The following is a 15,725-nucleotide window of genomic DNA, read 5'->3' as shown; positions in this document are numbered from 1 at the left end:
TTTTCTTTTTCAGGAGGCGACTTGAAAATCGCTCACATCTCTGACCTGCATTATTCGCCGGAAAACCTCGATGAGGCTGACCGGTGTTTCTCTTTCGCGGTGCAAGATGCAATGAATCGCTGCATGGATGTCGCGGTTATTTCGGGCGACTCGACTGATCATCGGCTTGACGCACATGCTCCCGCGCTGAACCGGCTGGCATGGAACATCAATCACCTCAGCCTCTCCATGCCGGTGTTGATGCTTCAGGGGACCTTTTCACACGAGCCGCCCGGCACGCTTCGAAACTTTGCTTTGATGGGAACAAATCATCCTGTTTTCATCGCTGAACGCGTGCAGCAGGTTAGTCTTCTCGAAGGAAATTTCTTCGCGTCGGCGGGGCCCGTGTTCAACGAAGAAGAGCTGCGTAGCGTCCTCACTCTCGGCGCCGATGTGGTGTTCACTTGCCTGCCCTCCATCAACAAGGGGCAACTGGCGGCCGCGGTCGGCGCGAAGAATGCGGCAACCGGGCTTGAGGCGGTGCTGGGTGACTATCTGGCAGCGGCTGGGCGCATCAATGCTCGGCTTCGGGCAGCATGCATTCGAACGGTCGGTGTGTCGCACGGCACGGTCAACGGTTGCACGACTGAGCATGGCGTCACGATGGCGGGCTTCGATCACGAGTTTTCACTCGGTGCATTGTTCGAGGCCGAATGCGACGCCTTCATGCTCGGCCACATTCACAAGTCGCAGCAGTGGGAGCGCGGTGGCCGTGTTGTTGCCTATGCGGGTTCCCCTGGCCGGTTTCACTACGGCGAGGAAGGTGACAAAGGCTATCTGGCGTGGGACGTTGAGACGGGGAACGCGAGAGCGTTGCTTGTTCCAACGCCGGCGCGGGAGACGGTCTGCGTTGACTTCGACGGCCCTCCGGACATGGAGCGACTCGCTGCCATTGCTGCTGAGGCAGGCGACAAGTTCGTTCGTGTTCGTTGGCAGGTGGACGAGGAGCATCGTCAATCGGTAGACCGGGACGCAATCGAAGCGCTGTTCGCTCGTGCGTCGGCTCTCAAGCTGGAGCCGCGCATCCTGCCGGTGGTTCGCTCGCGGTCGCAGGGCATTAGTATCGAGCCGACGGTCGACAGAAAGATCGAACGGTGGGCCGAGCATGCGAACGTTGAAGCTGCGCCGATCGTTGAGCGGTTCCGGTTGCTCGAGTCCGGCTATCCGGAGGCGATTGCTGCTGCGGTGCTTGCCGGCCTCACCGATGATGAGGTAGGCAGTGCTGCTGTTGGCGACAGTGCGGTGCCATCGCTGCCTGAGCCAGGCTCTTCGTCGGAAAGCGATACGGTGCCTGATGCGACCGTCGAGGTCGTGCCCGCAGCGCAGAAGTCGTGGCTCGACGATGATCTGTTTGCAGCGTAGTTTGCTGCCCGAATGCGGGAGAGGCCGGTATGGCTCTCCTGCAGTGGAACAGTAGCCCTGTTCCGATAGCTGCCACAGCTATCGAAACGAGGTTTCACCGCGTCTTTCGACGCATCGATGTAGTCGTTGCTTCACCTTTCTCAGCAGTTTCATTTCCTTTTACCCTGGCGGGGAGCGATCCCTACCGGGCGCACTCCGCCTGACAACAACGGAGTGCAATCATGTTTGGTCTTTATCCTGCCGGTTCTGAGTGGGTTCGCGTGTTCGCCCTGGACGATCAGGACGAACGCGACATCCAGAAGTCACTCGTCGATCATGCTGGCTTCACGCCCGCAATTCTTCACCAACCCTTTGGGAAGGATCGCGGAGCAGTGCTTGCGCAGTCCGGCCCGATGCTCGTCCTTCGTGCGACGACGCCTGGATCGAATCAGGTCGTTGTCACGGCTGCCGTCGAAATGCAGCACCTGCTCTGGTCTTATCACATGGGCATGGCGACGCAATGGTCCCCGATGGAGATTCGCACCCTTACCGGCTATGTCGGGTGGGACGAACTTCTCACGTGTGCCCGCCGCGAATTTGCCCGGGCCTGTGAAAAAGTCGAGGCAGCAATCGCAGGCAATCTTCATGCGCCTGTAGCGGTTGCAGAGAGAGTCGACCCGATGGTCGAGCCTTTTCCCGACGATGACGATGTCGCCTTCTATTCGCGTATGGCAGCAATGTCCGAATCGATGGAGGTGTCGTCATGCGGCCTCTGAAACTGACGCTCGAAGGCTTTTACGGCGTTCGTGACGGGATGAGGCGCGAGAGCGTCACACTAGATCTGGAGTCGTTGCCGGAAGGCCTGATCGCGCTTGTCGGCCCTAACGGGGCGGGCAAGACAACGATCATGGATAACCTGCATCCGTATCCGATCATGCCGTCGCATGCCTCGATGCTTTCGGTCGATGCCTTTTCGTATTGGGACCACATCTGTGGCACCAGTGCGCTGAAGGAACTTGAGTGGGAGCACGACGGTATCCGTTACCGCTCGACGTTTTCGTTCAGGAAGCCCGGTAAGACAGGCAAGGCGGAGTACTACCTTGCATGGCGTGGATCGGACGGCGCGTGGCATCCCGTTACTTTGCCCGACGGCACAGTGTCGGACGGCAAGGCGGCGACGTATAACCGCTGTGTCGAAGCCATCAACGGCTCGCTTCAAAGCTTTTTCACCAGTGTCTTCTCCGCGCAGAACCGGCGGCCGCTCGCGTCGTATGGCGCGGGAGAGATCAAGACGCTGCTCGCGGAGATGCTCGGCATTGAACACCTGAAGGCGCTGTCGGCGAAAGCCGGCGACGTCGCGAAGATTCTTGGCCGTGCGCTCGATGAAATCCAGACGGACCTGACTGCACTCGCGGGCAAGCGGCAGCGTAAGGCGGATGTCGAACGCTCCGTGCTTGCACAGGGCGAACTTCTACGCGATACGCGTGCACAACGCGATCTGAACCTTGAGGAAGCTGCGAAGCTGACTCAGGAGCGTGCGACGCTGGCCGCGAAGGCGGGCGAATCGGCAACTGCCGAAGCTCGTCTGCGCGAACTGTCGGTCCGCGCCCAAGAACTGGTCAAGGGCGTGCAAACGCTCGATGGCGATGAGCGGGCAGCAGCCGCTCGGACCCAGCAGCGCGTGAATGTCCTAAAGCAGACGGTGACGACTCATCAGGCGACGCTTGCCCGCAAGGAAGCGATTCTGGGAGCGGCGGCGAAGCGCGATGCAGCGCAACTGCTAATCGGTCACGAGGAGGCAAAGCTGGAGCCTCTGCAGCGTGTGATCGCCGATCTGGAAGCGAAGCAGGTCAGTCATGCGACGCTTCAGACCGCGCTTTCGGGCCTCATGACGCAGGGTCAGACGAAAGCGGCCCACTTCGAGACGTTGACGAAGCAGGCTGCAGTCGTCGACCAGGTGCCGTGCGTGGGGCATGCGATGCATGCCACGTGTCCGTTGCTCAGTCAGGCGCTACAGGCCAGATCGCAGGCAGAAGAGCAACGTGTGTCGGTGGCCGAACTTCGTGCGCAGTATCGCGAAAAGAAAGCGCAGGCCGACCTACTGGCTCCGGTTGTCGCGGAGCTTGCGGCAAAGCGCGGCGAACTTGCTGTGTTGACCCGCACCCTGAGCGACGCTCGACGTGATCTGCAGGCGGCGACTGAACTTGCTGCCAGCAAGCCTCTCCTTGATGCTGCTGCGACGGGCCTTGAAACCGCCAACGCGGAACTGAGGGTAGTCGCGGAAGAAGCGGCTGCGCGAGCTGCCCGGTACGAGTCTGAAAAGGCCCGTATGACGGCGGAGATGGTCAGAATCCAGCAGGAATCGAAGCAGCTTGCAGCCGTCGATGTGACGGCCGCAATTGCAGAGACCGACCGGAAGCTGTCCGCAAATCGTGAAGCAGTCGCTGCGCTCGAGGGCAGGATCGAAGGTGCGATCCGCGCCCAGACAGTGCTACAGGCTGAGGCCAATGGACTGGATGCAGACCTGAACGGGTTCTCTGCTACGCAGCGGCGCGCCGACCGGCTCTCCGATGAAATTGCGCAGTGGAAGCTGCTCGCGAAAGGGCTCGGCAACGACGGCGTCATCGCGTTGACGATCGACGACGCCGGTCCCGCACTGGCTGACACCGTCAACAGGCTGCTGCTTGCCTGTTACGGCACACGCTTCACGGTCGAGATCCGCACGCAGCGCGCGCTAGCAAACGGCGAACTGCGGGAAGGGTTCGAGATTCTTGTGCATGACGCCGAAGCCGATAGCACCAAGTCGGTGTCGGTGATGTCCGGTGGTCAGAAGGTCTGGATCAACGAGTGTCTGACACGTGGCATTGCGCTCTATCAGGCGCGGAACACCGGTCAGCCTTACCAGACGCTTTTCAGTGACGAGTCCGATGGTCCGCTCGATCCGCAGCGCAAGCTGCAGTTCATGCGGATGAAGCGGGAGGTGCTGAAGCAGGGCGGGTATGAGCGGGAGTTTTTCATCTCGCAAACGCCCGACCTCGTCGGCGAGGCCGACGCCGTGATCGACGTTCAGGCACTGGCCGCGTGACGCAACTTTTTTTTTAACCCTGTGGGGAACGCCCCCAGAGGGCGTTTCTCGCTTTTTCCCTACGAGAAACGCCATGTCAATCAATCGAAATTCCCGAACCCGTACCGAAACGGTGACGGTGTCGGTTCGTCCTGCCGTGCCTCGGTCTGGAAACACTCACCTCTATGTCCTGAACGGCTCGCTGTTGCGTGACGTCCTTGTCGATGACAAGTGGGTCACTGTCCAGACGGGCGACCCTTCTGATCTGCGCACCGCGTAAGCGGAGCACCTTCCCTTTTCTCGAGAAACCACGATGGAAAATTTACTTTTGCTGCTGTTGGCAGCAGGCTCTTCGTCGCTCTGCGCCTGTACTGCGCAGCCACAGGCGCACGCAGTAGGCGCGCGTCCCGCGATTGTCGTTCATGCCCCGCGAGGCGAGCCTGGTGACTTTCGCGTTTGTCCGGACGGCAGGCTGATCACATATCCGGTCAGTCATCCCAAAACCTGCACCTGAGCGGGCATTGAAACGCCTCGGCGCCCCTTACAGCCTGCCCCTTACTTAGCGTGTTGATGAAGGGTGATTGATTTTGCGAAGAGCCCCGCCAGTCTTGGATTGGCGGGGCTCTTACTTTTTCGAAAATATTTTTTGACGCAGACAAACAGCGGCGGCCCGGCCCAGTCGGGCTGCGGCGGTTGTCTTGAGGATGAGGCTAGCGTTGCCTTTGCCGCGAACGCATGGCGAGTTTTGGCGGGTCGCCGACGAGTGAAGTGCCTCCGTCAGACTGAGAAAAGAGCTCAAAACAGGGCCCGCGCCGGAAATGCCTGCTCGTTTTTAGATTTTCACGCGCAAAAGTATAAAAAATGCCGAGGATTTTGGTCCTCGGCATCGAATCAGCCCCGCCAGGCAAGGCCCCCATCAACACGCTAAGTAAGGGGCAGGCCCTTACAGGGGCCGGGGCTTTTTCCGGTAAACCAACGGAGCATCCAATGAAAAAGCAGATTGTCATTGCGACGGTGGCCGGCGCGCTGGTAGCGGGCGCTGGCCTGTTATGGACGCAACCCGCTTTCAGCGCGACAAATGATGTACAGGTCGCCTTTTCGCCGGACGGAGGTGCGGAGCAGCTCGTGCTGCAAACCATCCACAGCGCGCGGCAGTCGATCCGTGTGATGGCCTATTCGTTCACTGCGCCGCCAGTCGTTAGGGCGTTGCTCGACGCGAAGCGGCGCGGCGTGGACGTGGCAGTCACCGTCGATTACCGCAGCAACGTCGACGAAGACCGTAGTGGAAAAGCTGCGGCCGCAATGGGCGCACTCGCGTATGCAGGCGTGCCGGTCATTGTCGTTCGCGCATTTCCCATCCAGCACAGCAAGTTCCTGGTAGTGGACAACGCGACGGTCGAGACCGGTTCGTATAACTACAGCCAGGCGGCCGCGCGCGTGAATTCTGAAAACATGCTGGTGCTATCGAACCATCCTGAGATTGCGAAAGCGTATCTGGATGACTGGAAGGCGGTGACGTCGCAGGGTGAGCCGTACCGCGCCCGCTAACGGCGATACAGCCTCGCTATTTTTCTATGACCCTCGCGGGAGCGATCCCGCCGGGGTCGCTCCGCATTCACTTGTGGAGTTTTCATGGTTAATGCAGCACCACTATCAACGGCTGCAATGCCTCGCTGGCTCGCGCCGTATGCAAATGGCGAGAAGCAGGGCTGGGCGCAAGCGGTGATGGCGTACGCCGATTACTATTGCGTCGATGGGAGCGCTGACGATGATCCCGAGGTTGAGGAGCGTCTGATCATGCACCGCCCACCGATGGTGGGCTATGCGAGTCGTACTGGCACGCGCCGCAACCTTGATGCGCTGGCGCTTGCCGGCTGGCATCTCCTCGTCTCGGCGAAGGGCGAACACCGTACCGAAGGCATGCGTTACGCGATCGACAACGGCGCGTGGACCGCCTACCAGCGAGGCGAACCGTTTGACGAGTCCGCGTTCCTGGCGGTCGTCGACAAGCTCGGTGAGCGCGCTGACTGGATCGTCCTTCCGGATGTCGTGCAGGGCGGCCTCGCTTCTCTCGACTTCTCATTGCGGTGGATGGAGCGTCTGCGAGGCATGCCCTCGCAACTGCTCATCGCCGTGCAGAACGGGATGCAACTGGACGACGTCGCGCCATACCTCTCGCCCGTCGTTGGAATCTTCATCGGCGGATCAACCGAGTGGAAGGAATCGACAGCCGAAGCGTGGGGGCTACTCGCGCGTCGACGCAATTGCCATCTGCATGTCGGGCGGGTCAACTCGGCGCGCCGTATTCACATCTGTGCGGCCGCCGGCGCTGACAGTTTCGACGGCAGCGGGCCAAGCCGCTTTTCCAACGCGTTACCACGGCTAGACCGGGCGACCCGGCAGCCTGATCTTTTCGCAGCGGCCGACCAGTCGCTCGAAGAGGCACAGGCAGCAAGTCTGGGTCTGAGCTTGTAACGGACACGTGACTTTTTAACCCTTTCGGGAGCCGATCCCCGAAAGGGTCGCTCCCACCTTTTCCGGAGCGAACGATGGACCGTGATATTCATACGTTGATGGAAAACGCCATTGCGTCGATGCAGTCTTATATCGAGCAGGGCCACGTGCTGGCCGCAGGCGTAAGCGGCGGCAAAGACAGCACGTGTGCGATGGTGCTGATGCTTGAGGCAGTCAGGCGCGCAAAGCAGGTCGCGCCCGACGTCAGACACTACATAACGTCGTCGGATACGACAATCGAGAACAGCAGCCTTGCGCGACACATCGAGACAATGCTCGAAGAGATCGATCACTTTGCCGACAGGCAGGCAATGTCCGTGACGACCCACGTCGCCACGCCATCGCTCGCTGCGCAGTTCGTAGTATCGACTATCGGGCGTGGCACGCTGATTCGCACGCCTCAGAACGGCGTGCGAAATGGCAAACGCATTCGCGCTTGTGCGACTTCCTGGAAAGTCCGGCCGCAAGGCAGGCTTCGCACGCTTCTGGAGAAAAACGCAAGTGGCCGGTGTGAGAGAGGTCATTTCGGTGATCGGGAATCGCCTGGCAGAAAGTGCATCACGTGGCGCGGCCATGCTCGCGCGCCGTAAAAGCGCCATCGAGCCGGTGCGCGATGCTCGTGGCGCGCTGGCCATCTCTCCTTTGGAGATTGGTCGGTGGACGATGAGTGGACCGCTGACACTCTTCGCTGACCTATCGAAGCGGCCGTTTCCCTGCGCATCCCCGGAGCGGTCGATCGAACACCTCTCCGATCTGTATCGGGCGGGGCAACGATGCGATGTGCGGCGTCGTGCTCGGCGAAGACGGGCAGCGCGTGCCGCGTGCGGCTCGGCGATTCGGATGCGTATCCTGCGGTGTCGTTGGTGAGCGCGATCATTCGCTCGAGTTGTCTTGCCTTTTGCCGCTCCTTACCGTAAAGTAAGGAATATTGAAAGGAAGGAGGCGTCATGGCGTCCGCAACAATTACGTCGAAGGGCCAGGTCACGATTCCGGTCGGCGTTCGGAGTGATCTGGGGCTGGGAACCGGCGACAGAGTCGAATTCGTTCTGAACGAGTCAACTGGTCGCTACGAGCTGGTGCCGGCGACAAAATCCGTGGAATCGCTCAAGGGTCTGGTGGGAAAGCCGGCAAAGCCCGTGTCCATTGAAGATATGAATGCTGCGATAGTGGCGCGCGGAGCCGGTACCTGATGATCGGTCTCGATACCAACGTGCTTGTCCGCTACATCGCCCAGGATGACGCAGTGCAGTCACCGAAGGCGAGTGCGCTGGTCGAGTCGCTGACGGCTGACGAGCCCGGTTACGTAACGCAGGTTGCTCTGGTCGAAGTCGTGTGGGTCCTGTCCAGCCTGTACGCGGCAGATCGTGACCAGATTGCAAAGGTAGTTGAGGGTTTTCTCCGGACAAAGGAGCTGGTCGTCGAAGCTGCGGACACCGTTTGGAAAGCGCTTCGCGTGTTCACCTCCTCGAAGGCTGATTTCGCGGACTGCCTCATCGAACGCGTTTGCCACGACGCGCATTGCGAGTACACCGCGACATTCGACGCAAAAGCCGCCAAATCGGCTGGCTTGCGGTTGATCAAGTAACGTCGAAAACGGCCACTGCGTTGATGACCGACTGACAGGTTGGAAAACAACAATGCGAAACAAATTGCGAACGTGGCTGGTTGCGTGCTGCTCGCGGTCCAGCCCACAGCCGTATTCGCTGCTACGCCCGAAAGCTGGTTCGATGGAGAAGTAGCCTGGTTGCTAATGCGACATCCGTCAAACGAGGGTAGTTGGCGCAGGCCGACGATGGGGTCTTCAATGTTGATTCGGTGGAATTCATCAGCGGTCACGGCATGATCTGGCTTTGAGGGCGGAAGTTCGATCAGGGAAGCAACATTGGGGTTGTGATTGACGAACAACGACGTACCGTCGAGCGATCGAAAAGAAAGCAAGTCTGCAAACCCGTCTCGAACGATAGGCAATGGTTGCAGTATCCGCATGCTTCTGCTGCTTGATACGAGCGCGCGAACAGGGAGCGTGCAGCCCGGAAATGATGAAGGAAATCTATGGCTGGGTCGAGCGACTTCGAAGTTTTGCAAACCGCGCTCAATGAGGCAGAGGATGAACTGTGCTCCTCGGGTGAAACGTTAGTGAACAAGCGCCGGATTGTCTCGACTATCGCGCACACCCGCGGCCTGCATCTGACTGCCAGTTGTCGTTGAGCAAATTACTCGACCTTGCGCCGCCGTTTAGTGTCGCCTTTACATCGCCGCCAACAAAGGGAAGATGTGGGTCGACATCAGGCATTGCAAAGCGTGCTTGTGCGTCATCGGTTCCAGTTTGAAGGCGTGGCTTTAGTCATGGGGCGCACCGCTACCACGCATCGATTGACGGCAGGTGGATGCGCCGCAATGACAGGCATACCCGGACCGGATGTCCTTGGAATTTCGCCATCGACGCCGGAAATCTATGACGGCTCTTCGCCGGGCTTGATGGCGTTGAGTGCGTGGATGAATACACGGTCGCCCGTCTCGATTGCCTCGCAGTTGGGCGTACACCTGGTTCAGGAAGCGCGCGCTGTTGCCACCGCCACTGCCTGCGGTCACGCGTCCATCGGAAAGGCCAAAGACGGACGTGTGTCCGATCTCCGATTGCTGACGGGGAGCGGTGCGTCGCCAACTGGTCACTTCACCCCTGTATTCGATCGGCCGTTCTGCAACAGCGAACCGCTGCAGCGCAAAAAGTCCCTTGCCATGCACCGGGGAACGGCGTGCCGCGATGCGTCGCAGTCGCATTGTGTCGTTTCCTGCCGTAACGTTGGTCTTGTTCATTGCCGCAGCTAAGCCTATCGCTGCGGCGGGTATTCAACGAACCGCCTGCAAATCGCGCAACTAACGGTCTGTTGCCGGCACCTCATTGCTCAGCTTCGCCAGCGCCCGACTTCAGAGGGACGGGTCGGCCGGTGATATCCAAAGCTTGGTGGGTAGCGCGGCACGGTATGCATTACGGTGAGCTTCCGTCCCCGCCATGCGAGGGCGGTTTACCGAAGGAAGTTAACATTGACAAACAGTATTCCAGACCAATGCGCCACCGCGAATCAACGCGAAAGAGGCTCGACGCTGACATGCTGATTGTCAGCAGGCATCCGGTGCATTCGCGCATCACACGATTCGCCCCAAGTCAGCCGAAGTCCTGGTGAACGCGCTCGCACGTTGAAAGCTCATCAGGGGGAAAAAGCCTGTTTTCAGGCGCATTCACATTCGCTCACTGAACCATCGCGATACCATCGCTCACAGCAGGTACAGGCGAGCTCTGACTGGTTGTCGTTCGAATCGCCATCATCCTCCGGCAGCTCCGGTACGGGGTTCGCTTCATCATTGGACCATGCAGCCGGTATGACACCGGTCGCGTTCAACCCGTAATCCTCCGGACACTCAACGGCCGCGTCGATCTCGTCGTTGATGAGATCGCGCACGTATGTGTCCTCCTCCGGCCTGAACCGACGCCATCCGTGATCGGCGAAATGATGCAGTATCACGACGGATCGCGTATCGATCTCAATTGCTATGCGAATCTTCAAAAATGGATCGCTTGCCCACGGAGACTCCCATCGACCAGTCAGAAATTTTGCGCCCATCTTTCTCATCCAGAATTTCGATGAAAGAAGCTTACACGGCTCCGGGGCGAGTCAAGTCCGGCTCCCGAGATATATCCAGGTTGTCGGGGCGCGGCACGCTGCTGATGATCAAGCGGTGCTGGTCTCAGCCGCGCAATCTGTCACGAATGAAGAGCAGTACATTTTTGCGTCCGGATACGGGAGGGCACAGCTATGAACGCGGTCCAGGACTATCGTGATTGGAAGTTGGACATCGAACCGGTTGCCGCTGGCGGAATGTACACCGCCGCGGCCACAATCTCGTGGACGGGCACGGATGCAGACGACGGATACTTCAGCTACACGTTCAAAAATCTCGGCGTTTGACGCCTGCACTCCAGGCCCAATTCGTCCATAGTCATGCGGTGAGGAGGTCGCCGCCATGAAATCCGCTGCATTTATCCAGCAAGCCAGGCGTGAAGCGCAACTGGTGAGCGCGCTTCTGCTCGCGCGCTACATACTCGTCATCCACGACAGAAAGCTGATCACCGCCGAAGGCGAGACCTCGGAGCTTGACTTCGGCGCCGAACTGGAAGAGATCGATGCGGCACTGCAGGCGGCTGGCATTGATACGACGCAACCGCTGCACGCACCCGTCAGGCGACGGAATGAGTAAGCCGGCCATGGGGAGAGGTCCACCGTATCCCTTTGATGATTGGCTGACTGGTTTCCGTGATCGGACACATGCGACGAAACCCGCACCAGCGACGATACGATGTGGACTCAGGTACACCTGCCCGGGCGTCTTCCTTGCGACGCATGGAACAGTTCTCCCCGGACCATCGACATGGCACCTAACCGCGACCCGGCATCTCCAACGCTCTCCCGCTACCGAAGGAAGCGGGATTTTCTGGTTACGCCTGAACCCGCCCCCCGGCGTCGAGCCTGTCAGCAGGGGAGAATCTGCGCTTCGTCGTCCAGAAACACTGGGCCAGCCGGCTGCACTATGACTTCCGGCTGGAGCATGACGGTGTGCTGTGGTCCTGGGCCGTACCGAAAGGCCCGTGCTACGACCCGAAGGAAAAACGCATGGCCATCCATGTGGAGGACCATCCCGTTGAGTATTCGGATTTCGAGGGGACGATTCCCCGCAGGCATTACGGCGCTGGCAATGTGATTGTGTGGGACCGCGGCACATGGGAGCCGGTCGGCAACCCGCAGGCGGGGATGAGCGCTGGCAAGCTGGTGTTTCGCCTGCACGGCGAAAAGCTCGCGGGACTCTGGGAACTGGTACGGATAGCGAAGCCCGGCGACCTGCAGGACCAGTGGATGTTGTTCAAGAAGCGTGACGAATGGGCGCGACCGCTCACCGACTTTGATGTCATCAAGGCACTCCCCGACAGCGTGACGACGAGCCCGCTGGGGCTCATCGAAGACCGGGAGCCGAAGACGGGAAGCCCCACACGTAGATCGGGGCAAGAGCTGGACCTCTCTGCCGCGATCGCGGCGTCGCTTCCTGCGAAGCTCGAGCCACAACGCGCGACACTGGCTTCGTCGCTTCCCACGGGCGGCGACTGGATCACTGAGGCGAAACTGGATGGTTACCGGATGCTCGCGCGGGTCGACACGGGCCACGTGCGACTCTTCACGAGCGGCGGCCACGACTGGACGAAGAAACTCGCAAGCCTCGCGGCAGAGGTCGAAAGCCTTCCTCTGTCGAGCGGATGGCTGGATGGCGAAATCGTTGTGCTCACACATGGACTTCCGGATTTCGGTGCCCTCCAGGAAGCGATCGACGGAGCCGCAAGTGAGAAGATCGTCTTTTTCCTGTTCGACCTGCCGTACTTCGACGGCAAGGATATGCGTAACGTCCCGCTGTGGACAAGGCGCGCGCTTCTCTCCAGGTTACTCGAAGGCGACAGGGAGCGCATACGGTTCAGTCCGGATTTCGAGGCGCCACCGGCCCAGGTATTCGAAGCTGCTGCCGGTCTGGGCCTGGAGGGCCTGATGCTCAAGCGCCGCGATGCGCGTTACGAGTCAGGACGGACAAAGACGTGGCTGAAGGCCAAATGCCGGCTGCGCCAGGAGCTGGTCATCTGTGGCTTCACTGCGCGCGCAGGCAAGGATGGCGAAGTGGGCAGCCTTCTGCTCGGCTACTATGAGGGCGACAAACAGGGCAGCAGGCTTCGCGATGCAGGCAGTGTTGGCACAGGCTGGGACGCCCGGGCGGGTCGTGAACTGTGGGGGCGGCTCGCGCCGCTCGAAACAGACTCGGTGCCGTTCGACATTGCCGTGACGAAGTCGCGGCGCTGGTCGCGGCGCGTGGCCGGCAGCGAGCGCTGGGTGCGGCCCGAACTGGTCGCCGAGGTCGAATTCGCCGGGTGGACGGCAGACGGCATCGTGCGGCAGGCGTCGTTCAAGGGGCTGCGCGCTGACAAGCCTGCGCGCCGGGTTGTCCGTGAAGGCGGGCAGACGCTCACGCAGGCGCCTGCCGCATCCCAGATCAAGGTCACGCACCCGGAGCGGATCGTCGATCCATCGAGCGGCGTGACAAAGCTCGACCTGGTGCGGTTCTACGAGAGCGTCGCCGCGTGGATGCTGCCGCATCTCAAAGACCGGCCCGTGGCAATGGTCCGCGCGCCAGGCGGCATCGAGGGCGAGCTGTTTTTCCAGAAACACGTCGAACGAACGGGCATGCCAGGCATCAAGGTACACGACCGCAAGCTGTGGCCGAACCACCCGCCGTTGCTGAGCATCGACACCGTCGACGCGCTGATGTCGGCTGCCCAGATGAACGCCGTGGAGTTTCACACATGGAACTCCACGGTCCGCCGGCTTGACAAGCCGGACAGGGTCATCTTCGACCTGGACCCGGGGGAAGGCGTGAAATGGGGGCACGTCCAGGAGGCGGCGCTGCTCGTCAGGACACTTCTCCACGAACTGGGGCTGCAGGCCTGGTTGAAGACGAGCGGCGGAAAAGGGCTTCACGTCGTCGTCCCGCTGACGCCAAGGCTCGACTATGACGCGGTGAAGGCATTCTCGAAGGCATTCGTCCGGCATCTGGCGAGGACGATTCCCGAGCGTTTTTCTGCGACGTCGGGCGCTTCGAACCGTATCGGCAAGGTATACGTCGATTACCTGCGCAACGGGATGGCGCAGACCACAGCCGCCGCGTTTTCGGTGAGGGCGCGGCGCGGGATGGGCGTGTCGATGCCGGTTTGTGGGAGCAACTGCCCGAACTCAGGAATGGCGCACAGTGGACGGTCCAGACGGCGCGGGAGTATCTCAGCTTCCAGACGCAGGACCCCTGGGCCGCGTACTGGTCCACCGCCCAGTCGTTGGCTTCGGCGATCCGGCGCCTGAAATGATTAGAGCATCAAGCAGAGCGGTGGCACGTGCCTTGCACCATCTGGGCTCTGAACGCGCTATCTGTCAGGAGAAGTCCATGGCCGCCCGCTCAATTGCCTCCCTGTCTCTCTCCTTCGGGCTCGTTTCTATCCCGGTGACGCTCTACGTGGCAACCGAGAGTTCGTCTGATGCACGGTTTAACTTTTGGCGCCCGACGGTTCGCGCGTCAAGCCTATCCTCGAGCGAGCGATCTATCCACGATAGCGAGACGGCCGGGCGCCATCTCAAAACACGCGGAATGCTTTTTCCCGTTCCGGTTTTTATTATTGATTTCTTCAGGCATCCGTATTCGACGGAGCGCCAACGGGATACATTAACCATGCCCTCATCGACTTTCGTACAACCAGGTCTGGACGTATCTGCAAACGGGTGGCGCCTCCTGACTGAAATATGCGAATTAATGCTCGCCTCGATGCAAGTCGTCACCCTTCGAACCACGCGCTTCGCGCTTGCGGGTCCGCTGCCGGACGAGCCCGCCCGTCGCGAATTTGGCCTTATGAGCCGCGAAAAGGGCCAGGCGGTGTCCGAGTCTATCCAGGCACTTGGTTCGGGAATCGTCAATCTGGCGGTCGGAATCGCCAGGGACGGCAGCGAACATCTATGGGCTACATCCGCAGCGGCCGCCACGATGGCGTCGAGCCGTTCCTTTCCCCAGTGGCTCGAGCATCAGGCTGAACTCGTCAGGCTGGCCGCTGACTATCCCGCCTATCCTCTGAAAATGGTCAATTCATCCGCATGTCTGATGCAGCAAGTCCTCGCGCCGATTCACGGCCGCGCGATAGCCAACGCGAAGCGACTGAGCACGGCGCCGTGAGCCCAACCGTGCCTTCCGGGTCGCGTCGCAAGCATGACAACGCCCCGCGCCGTGACGGCCAGGATGGCGCGCCGAAGCTCGTGTCGAACTTGGACGGTGTTTCGGAAACCATGCTGTGGACGCTCTACGATCGGGCATGCGAAGCCCGTCGGCGCGACAGCGATTTCGACGACGTCGACAGCGTGCGCATCTGCGATGGCATTGACTACGACTTTGCGGGTCATTTCGGCAAACCTGACGGTTCATTTGCGGCGCGGGCGGCAGAGATTGATCATCTGTTGATGCGCTGGCTCGAACGACATCCGGATGGCCTCGTTGTATCACTCGGTGAGGGGCTGGAAACGCAGGCGCGTCGGGTCGACAACGGTCGCATGAACTGGCTTACGGTGGACCTTCCAGCCGCGATCGAGCTGCGGGAGCGCTTCCTGCCATCGTGCCGACGGTTCCGCCATATCGGCTCGAATGTCCTCGACGTAGAGTGGATGGACGGCATCGAGGCGGGCGCCCCGGTGTTTGTGATCGCGCAAGGGCTGTTCATGTATCTCGAACCCGACGCTGTGAAACACCTCTTTATCCAGATTGCTGAGCGTTTGCCGGGCGCGGAGATCGCTTTCGATGTCATCCCTCGCTGGTTTTCCCAATTGACGCTTTTGGGCGTCATGCAAACGCCGCACTACCGTTTGCCGCCCATGCCGTGGGGCGTCAACGGTGATGAAATAGAAGCGCAACTGCGCGCCTGGTCGTCTTCCATCGGGTCCCTGCGCGTGCTCGCGTATGGGGCGCCTCGTGGCTGGCCAAAATTGACGGAGGATCTTTTCCGCGCGAACCCGTTGACCCAACGACATTTGCCGTATCTCGTGCATGTGACATTGGATGGCTACTAGACGACGATCGTGCGGAGCAAATGCGGGGGCTTCGATGCCCCGCGATCAAGACATCACGCGCCGCTATGCATTGCTGGCAG

15 protein-coding genes and 1 pseudogene are annotated in these 15,725 nt (G+C 60.4%); 14 read left to right on the top strand and 2 right to left on the bottom strand.

The window, feature by feature from the left end; all coding sequences use genetic code 11:
• Nucleotides 1-21: 21 nt before the first annotated feature.
• From H1204_RS50250 to H1204_RS50210, 9 genes are all read left to right on the top strand, one after another.
• The gene (locus H1204_RS50250; protein WP_180736566.1) at nt 22-1,401 is read left to right on the top strand and encodes a metallophosphatase family protein; all 1,380 of its coding nucleotides are present in this window, start codon (nt 22-24) and stop codon (nt 1,399-1,401) included.
• 221 nt (nt 1,402-1,622) lie between these two features.
• Nucleotides 1,623-2,156 carry a hypothetical protein gene (locus H1204_RS50245; RefSeq protein WP_180736565.1) on the top strand — a complete coding sequence of 178 codons (534 nt, stop codon included), beginning with the start codon at nt 1,623-1,625 and terminating at the stop codon, nt 2,154-2,156.
• Nucleotides 2,144-4,465 carry an SMC family ATPase gene (locus tag H1204_RS50240; protein ID WP_180736564.1) on the top strand — a complete coding sequence of 774 codons (2,322 nt, stop codon included), beginning with the start codon at nt 2,144-2,146 and terminating at the stop codon, nt 4,463-4,465. Before H1204_RS50245 ends, H1204_RS50240 begins: the two co-directional genes overlap by 13 nt.
• Nucleotides 4,466-4,538: 73 nt before the next feature.
• A complete protein-coding gene (locus tag H1204_RS50235) occupies nt 4,539-4,724 on the top strand; it encodes a hypothetical protein (protein WP_180736563.1) in 186 nt (61 codons plus the stop codon).
• 707 nt (nt 4,725-5,431) lie between these two features.
• Nucleotides 5,432-5,992, top strand: coding sequence for a phospholipase D family protein (locus tag H1204_RS50230; RefSeq protein ID WP_180736562.1), 561 nt, complete (start codon nt 5,432-5,434; stop codon nt 5,990-5,992).
• 84 nt (nt 5,993-6,076) lie between these two features.
• Nucleotides 6,077-6,919, top strand: coding sequence for a hypothetical protein (locus H1204_RS50225; protein ID WP_243469169.1), 843 nt, complete (start codon nt 6,077-6,079; stop codon nt 6,917-6,919).
• A 74-nt stretch (nt 6,920-6,993) separates the two neighbouring features.
• Nucleotides 6,994-7,548 carry a hypothetical protein gene (locus H1204_RS50220; RefSeq protein ID WP_180736561.1) on the top strand — a complete coding sequence of 185 codons (555 nt, stop codon included), beginning with the start codon at nt 6,994-6,996 and terminating at the stop codon, nt 7,546-7,548.
• Nucleotides 7,549-7,905: 357 nt separating this feature from the next.
• On the top strand, nt 7,906-8,148 hold the full coding sequence (locus H1204_RS50215) for an AbrB/MazE/SpoVT family DNA-binding domain-containing protein (protein WP_180736560.1): 243 nt from the start codon (nt 7,906-7,908) through the stop codon (nt 8,146-8,148).
• Nucleotides 8,148-8,543 (top strand): type II toxin-antitoxin system VapC family toxin, encoded by a 396-nt coding sequence (locus H1204_RS50210; protein ID WP_180736559.1) that lies wholly within the window; start codon nt 8,148-8,150, stop codon nt 8,541-8,543. The genes H1204_RS50215 and H1204_RS50210 overlap by 1 nt, the downstream gene beginning before the upstream one ends.
• A gap of 755 nt (nt 8,544-9,298) precedes the next feature.
• Here the strand turns inward: H1204_RS50210 and H1204_RS52560 are convergent.
• Nucleotides 9,299-9,739: pseudogene (locus tag H1204_RS52560) on the bottom strand (SET domain-containing protein-lysine N-methyltransferase).
• Nucleotides 9,740-10,188: 449 nt separating this feature from the next.
• Nucleotides 10,189-10,590 carry a hypothetical protein gene (locus H1204_RS50205; protein ID WP_180736558.1) on the bottom strand — a complete coding sequence of 134 codons (402 nt, stop codon included), beginning with the start codon at nt 10,588-10,590 and terminating at the stop codon, nt 10,189-10,191.
• Nucleotides 10,591-10,773: 183 nt separating this feature from the next.
• On the opposite strand from H1204_RS50205, the gene H1204_RS50200 reads away from it, so the two are divergent.
• The 5 genes from H1204_RS50200 (at nt 10,774) to H1204_RS50175 (ending at nt 15,645) form a co-directional block, all read left to right on the top strand.
• Nucleotides 10,774-10,926 (top strand): hypothetical protein, encoded by a 153-nt coding sequence (locus H1204_RS50200; RefSeq protein WP_180736557.1) that lies wholly within the window; start codon nt 10,774-10,776, stop codon nt 10,924-10,926.
• Between the two features lie 55 nt (nt 10,927-10,981).
• Complete coding sequence (locus H1204_RS50195; RefSeq protein ID WP_180736556.1) at nt 10,982-11,215, top strand: hypothetical protein; 234 nt, start codon at nt 10,982-10,984, stop codon at nt 11,213-11,215.
• A gap of 269 nt (nt 11,216-11,484) precedes the next feature.
• Complete coding sequence (gene ligD / locus H1204_RS50190; protein WP_346015833.1) at nt 11,485-13,902, top strand: DNA ligase D; 2,418 nt, start codon at nt 11,485-11,487, stop codon at nt 13,900-13,902.
• Nucleotides 13,903-13,984: 82 nt separating this feature from the next.
• Nucleotides 13,985-14,761 (top strand): polyhydroxyalkanoate granule-associated phasin, encoded by a 777-nt coding sequence (locus H1204_RS52555; RefSeq protein ID WP_243469168.1) that lies wholly within the window; start codon nt 13,985-13,987, stop codon nt 14,759-14,761.
• A complete protein-coding gene (locus tag H1204_RS50175) occupies nt 14,758-15,645 on the top strand; it encodes a class I SAM-dependent methyltransferase (RefSeq protein ID WP_243469167.1) in 888 nt (295 codons plus the stop codon). The genes H1204_RS52555 and H1204_RS50175 overlap by 4 nt, the downstream gene beginning before the upstream one ends.
• The last annotated feature ends 80 nt before the right edge of the window (nt 15,646-15,725 follow it).

This window comes from Paraburkholderia sp. PGU19 (genome assembly GCF_013426915.1).
In the GTDB taxonomy this organism is placed as follows: domain Bacteria; phylum Pseudomonadota; class Gammaproteobacteria; order Burkholderiales; family Burkholderiaceae; genus Paraburkholderia.
Note: the sequence above shows the minus strand (reverse complement) of the source record. Positions and strands in the feature narration are given on the sequence as shown.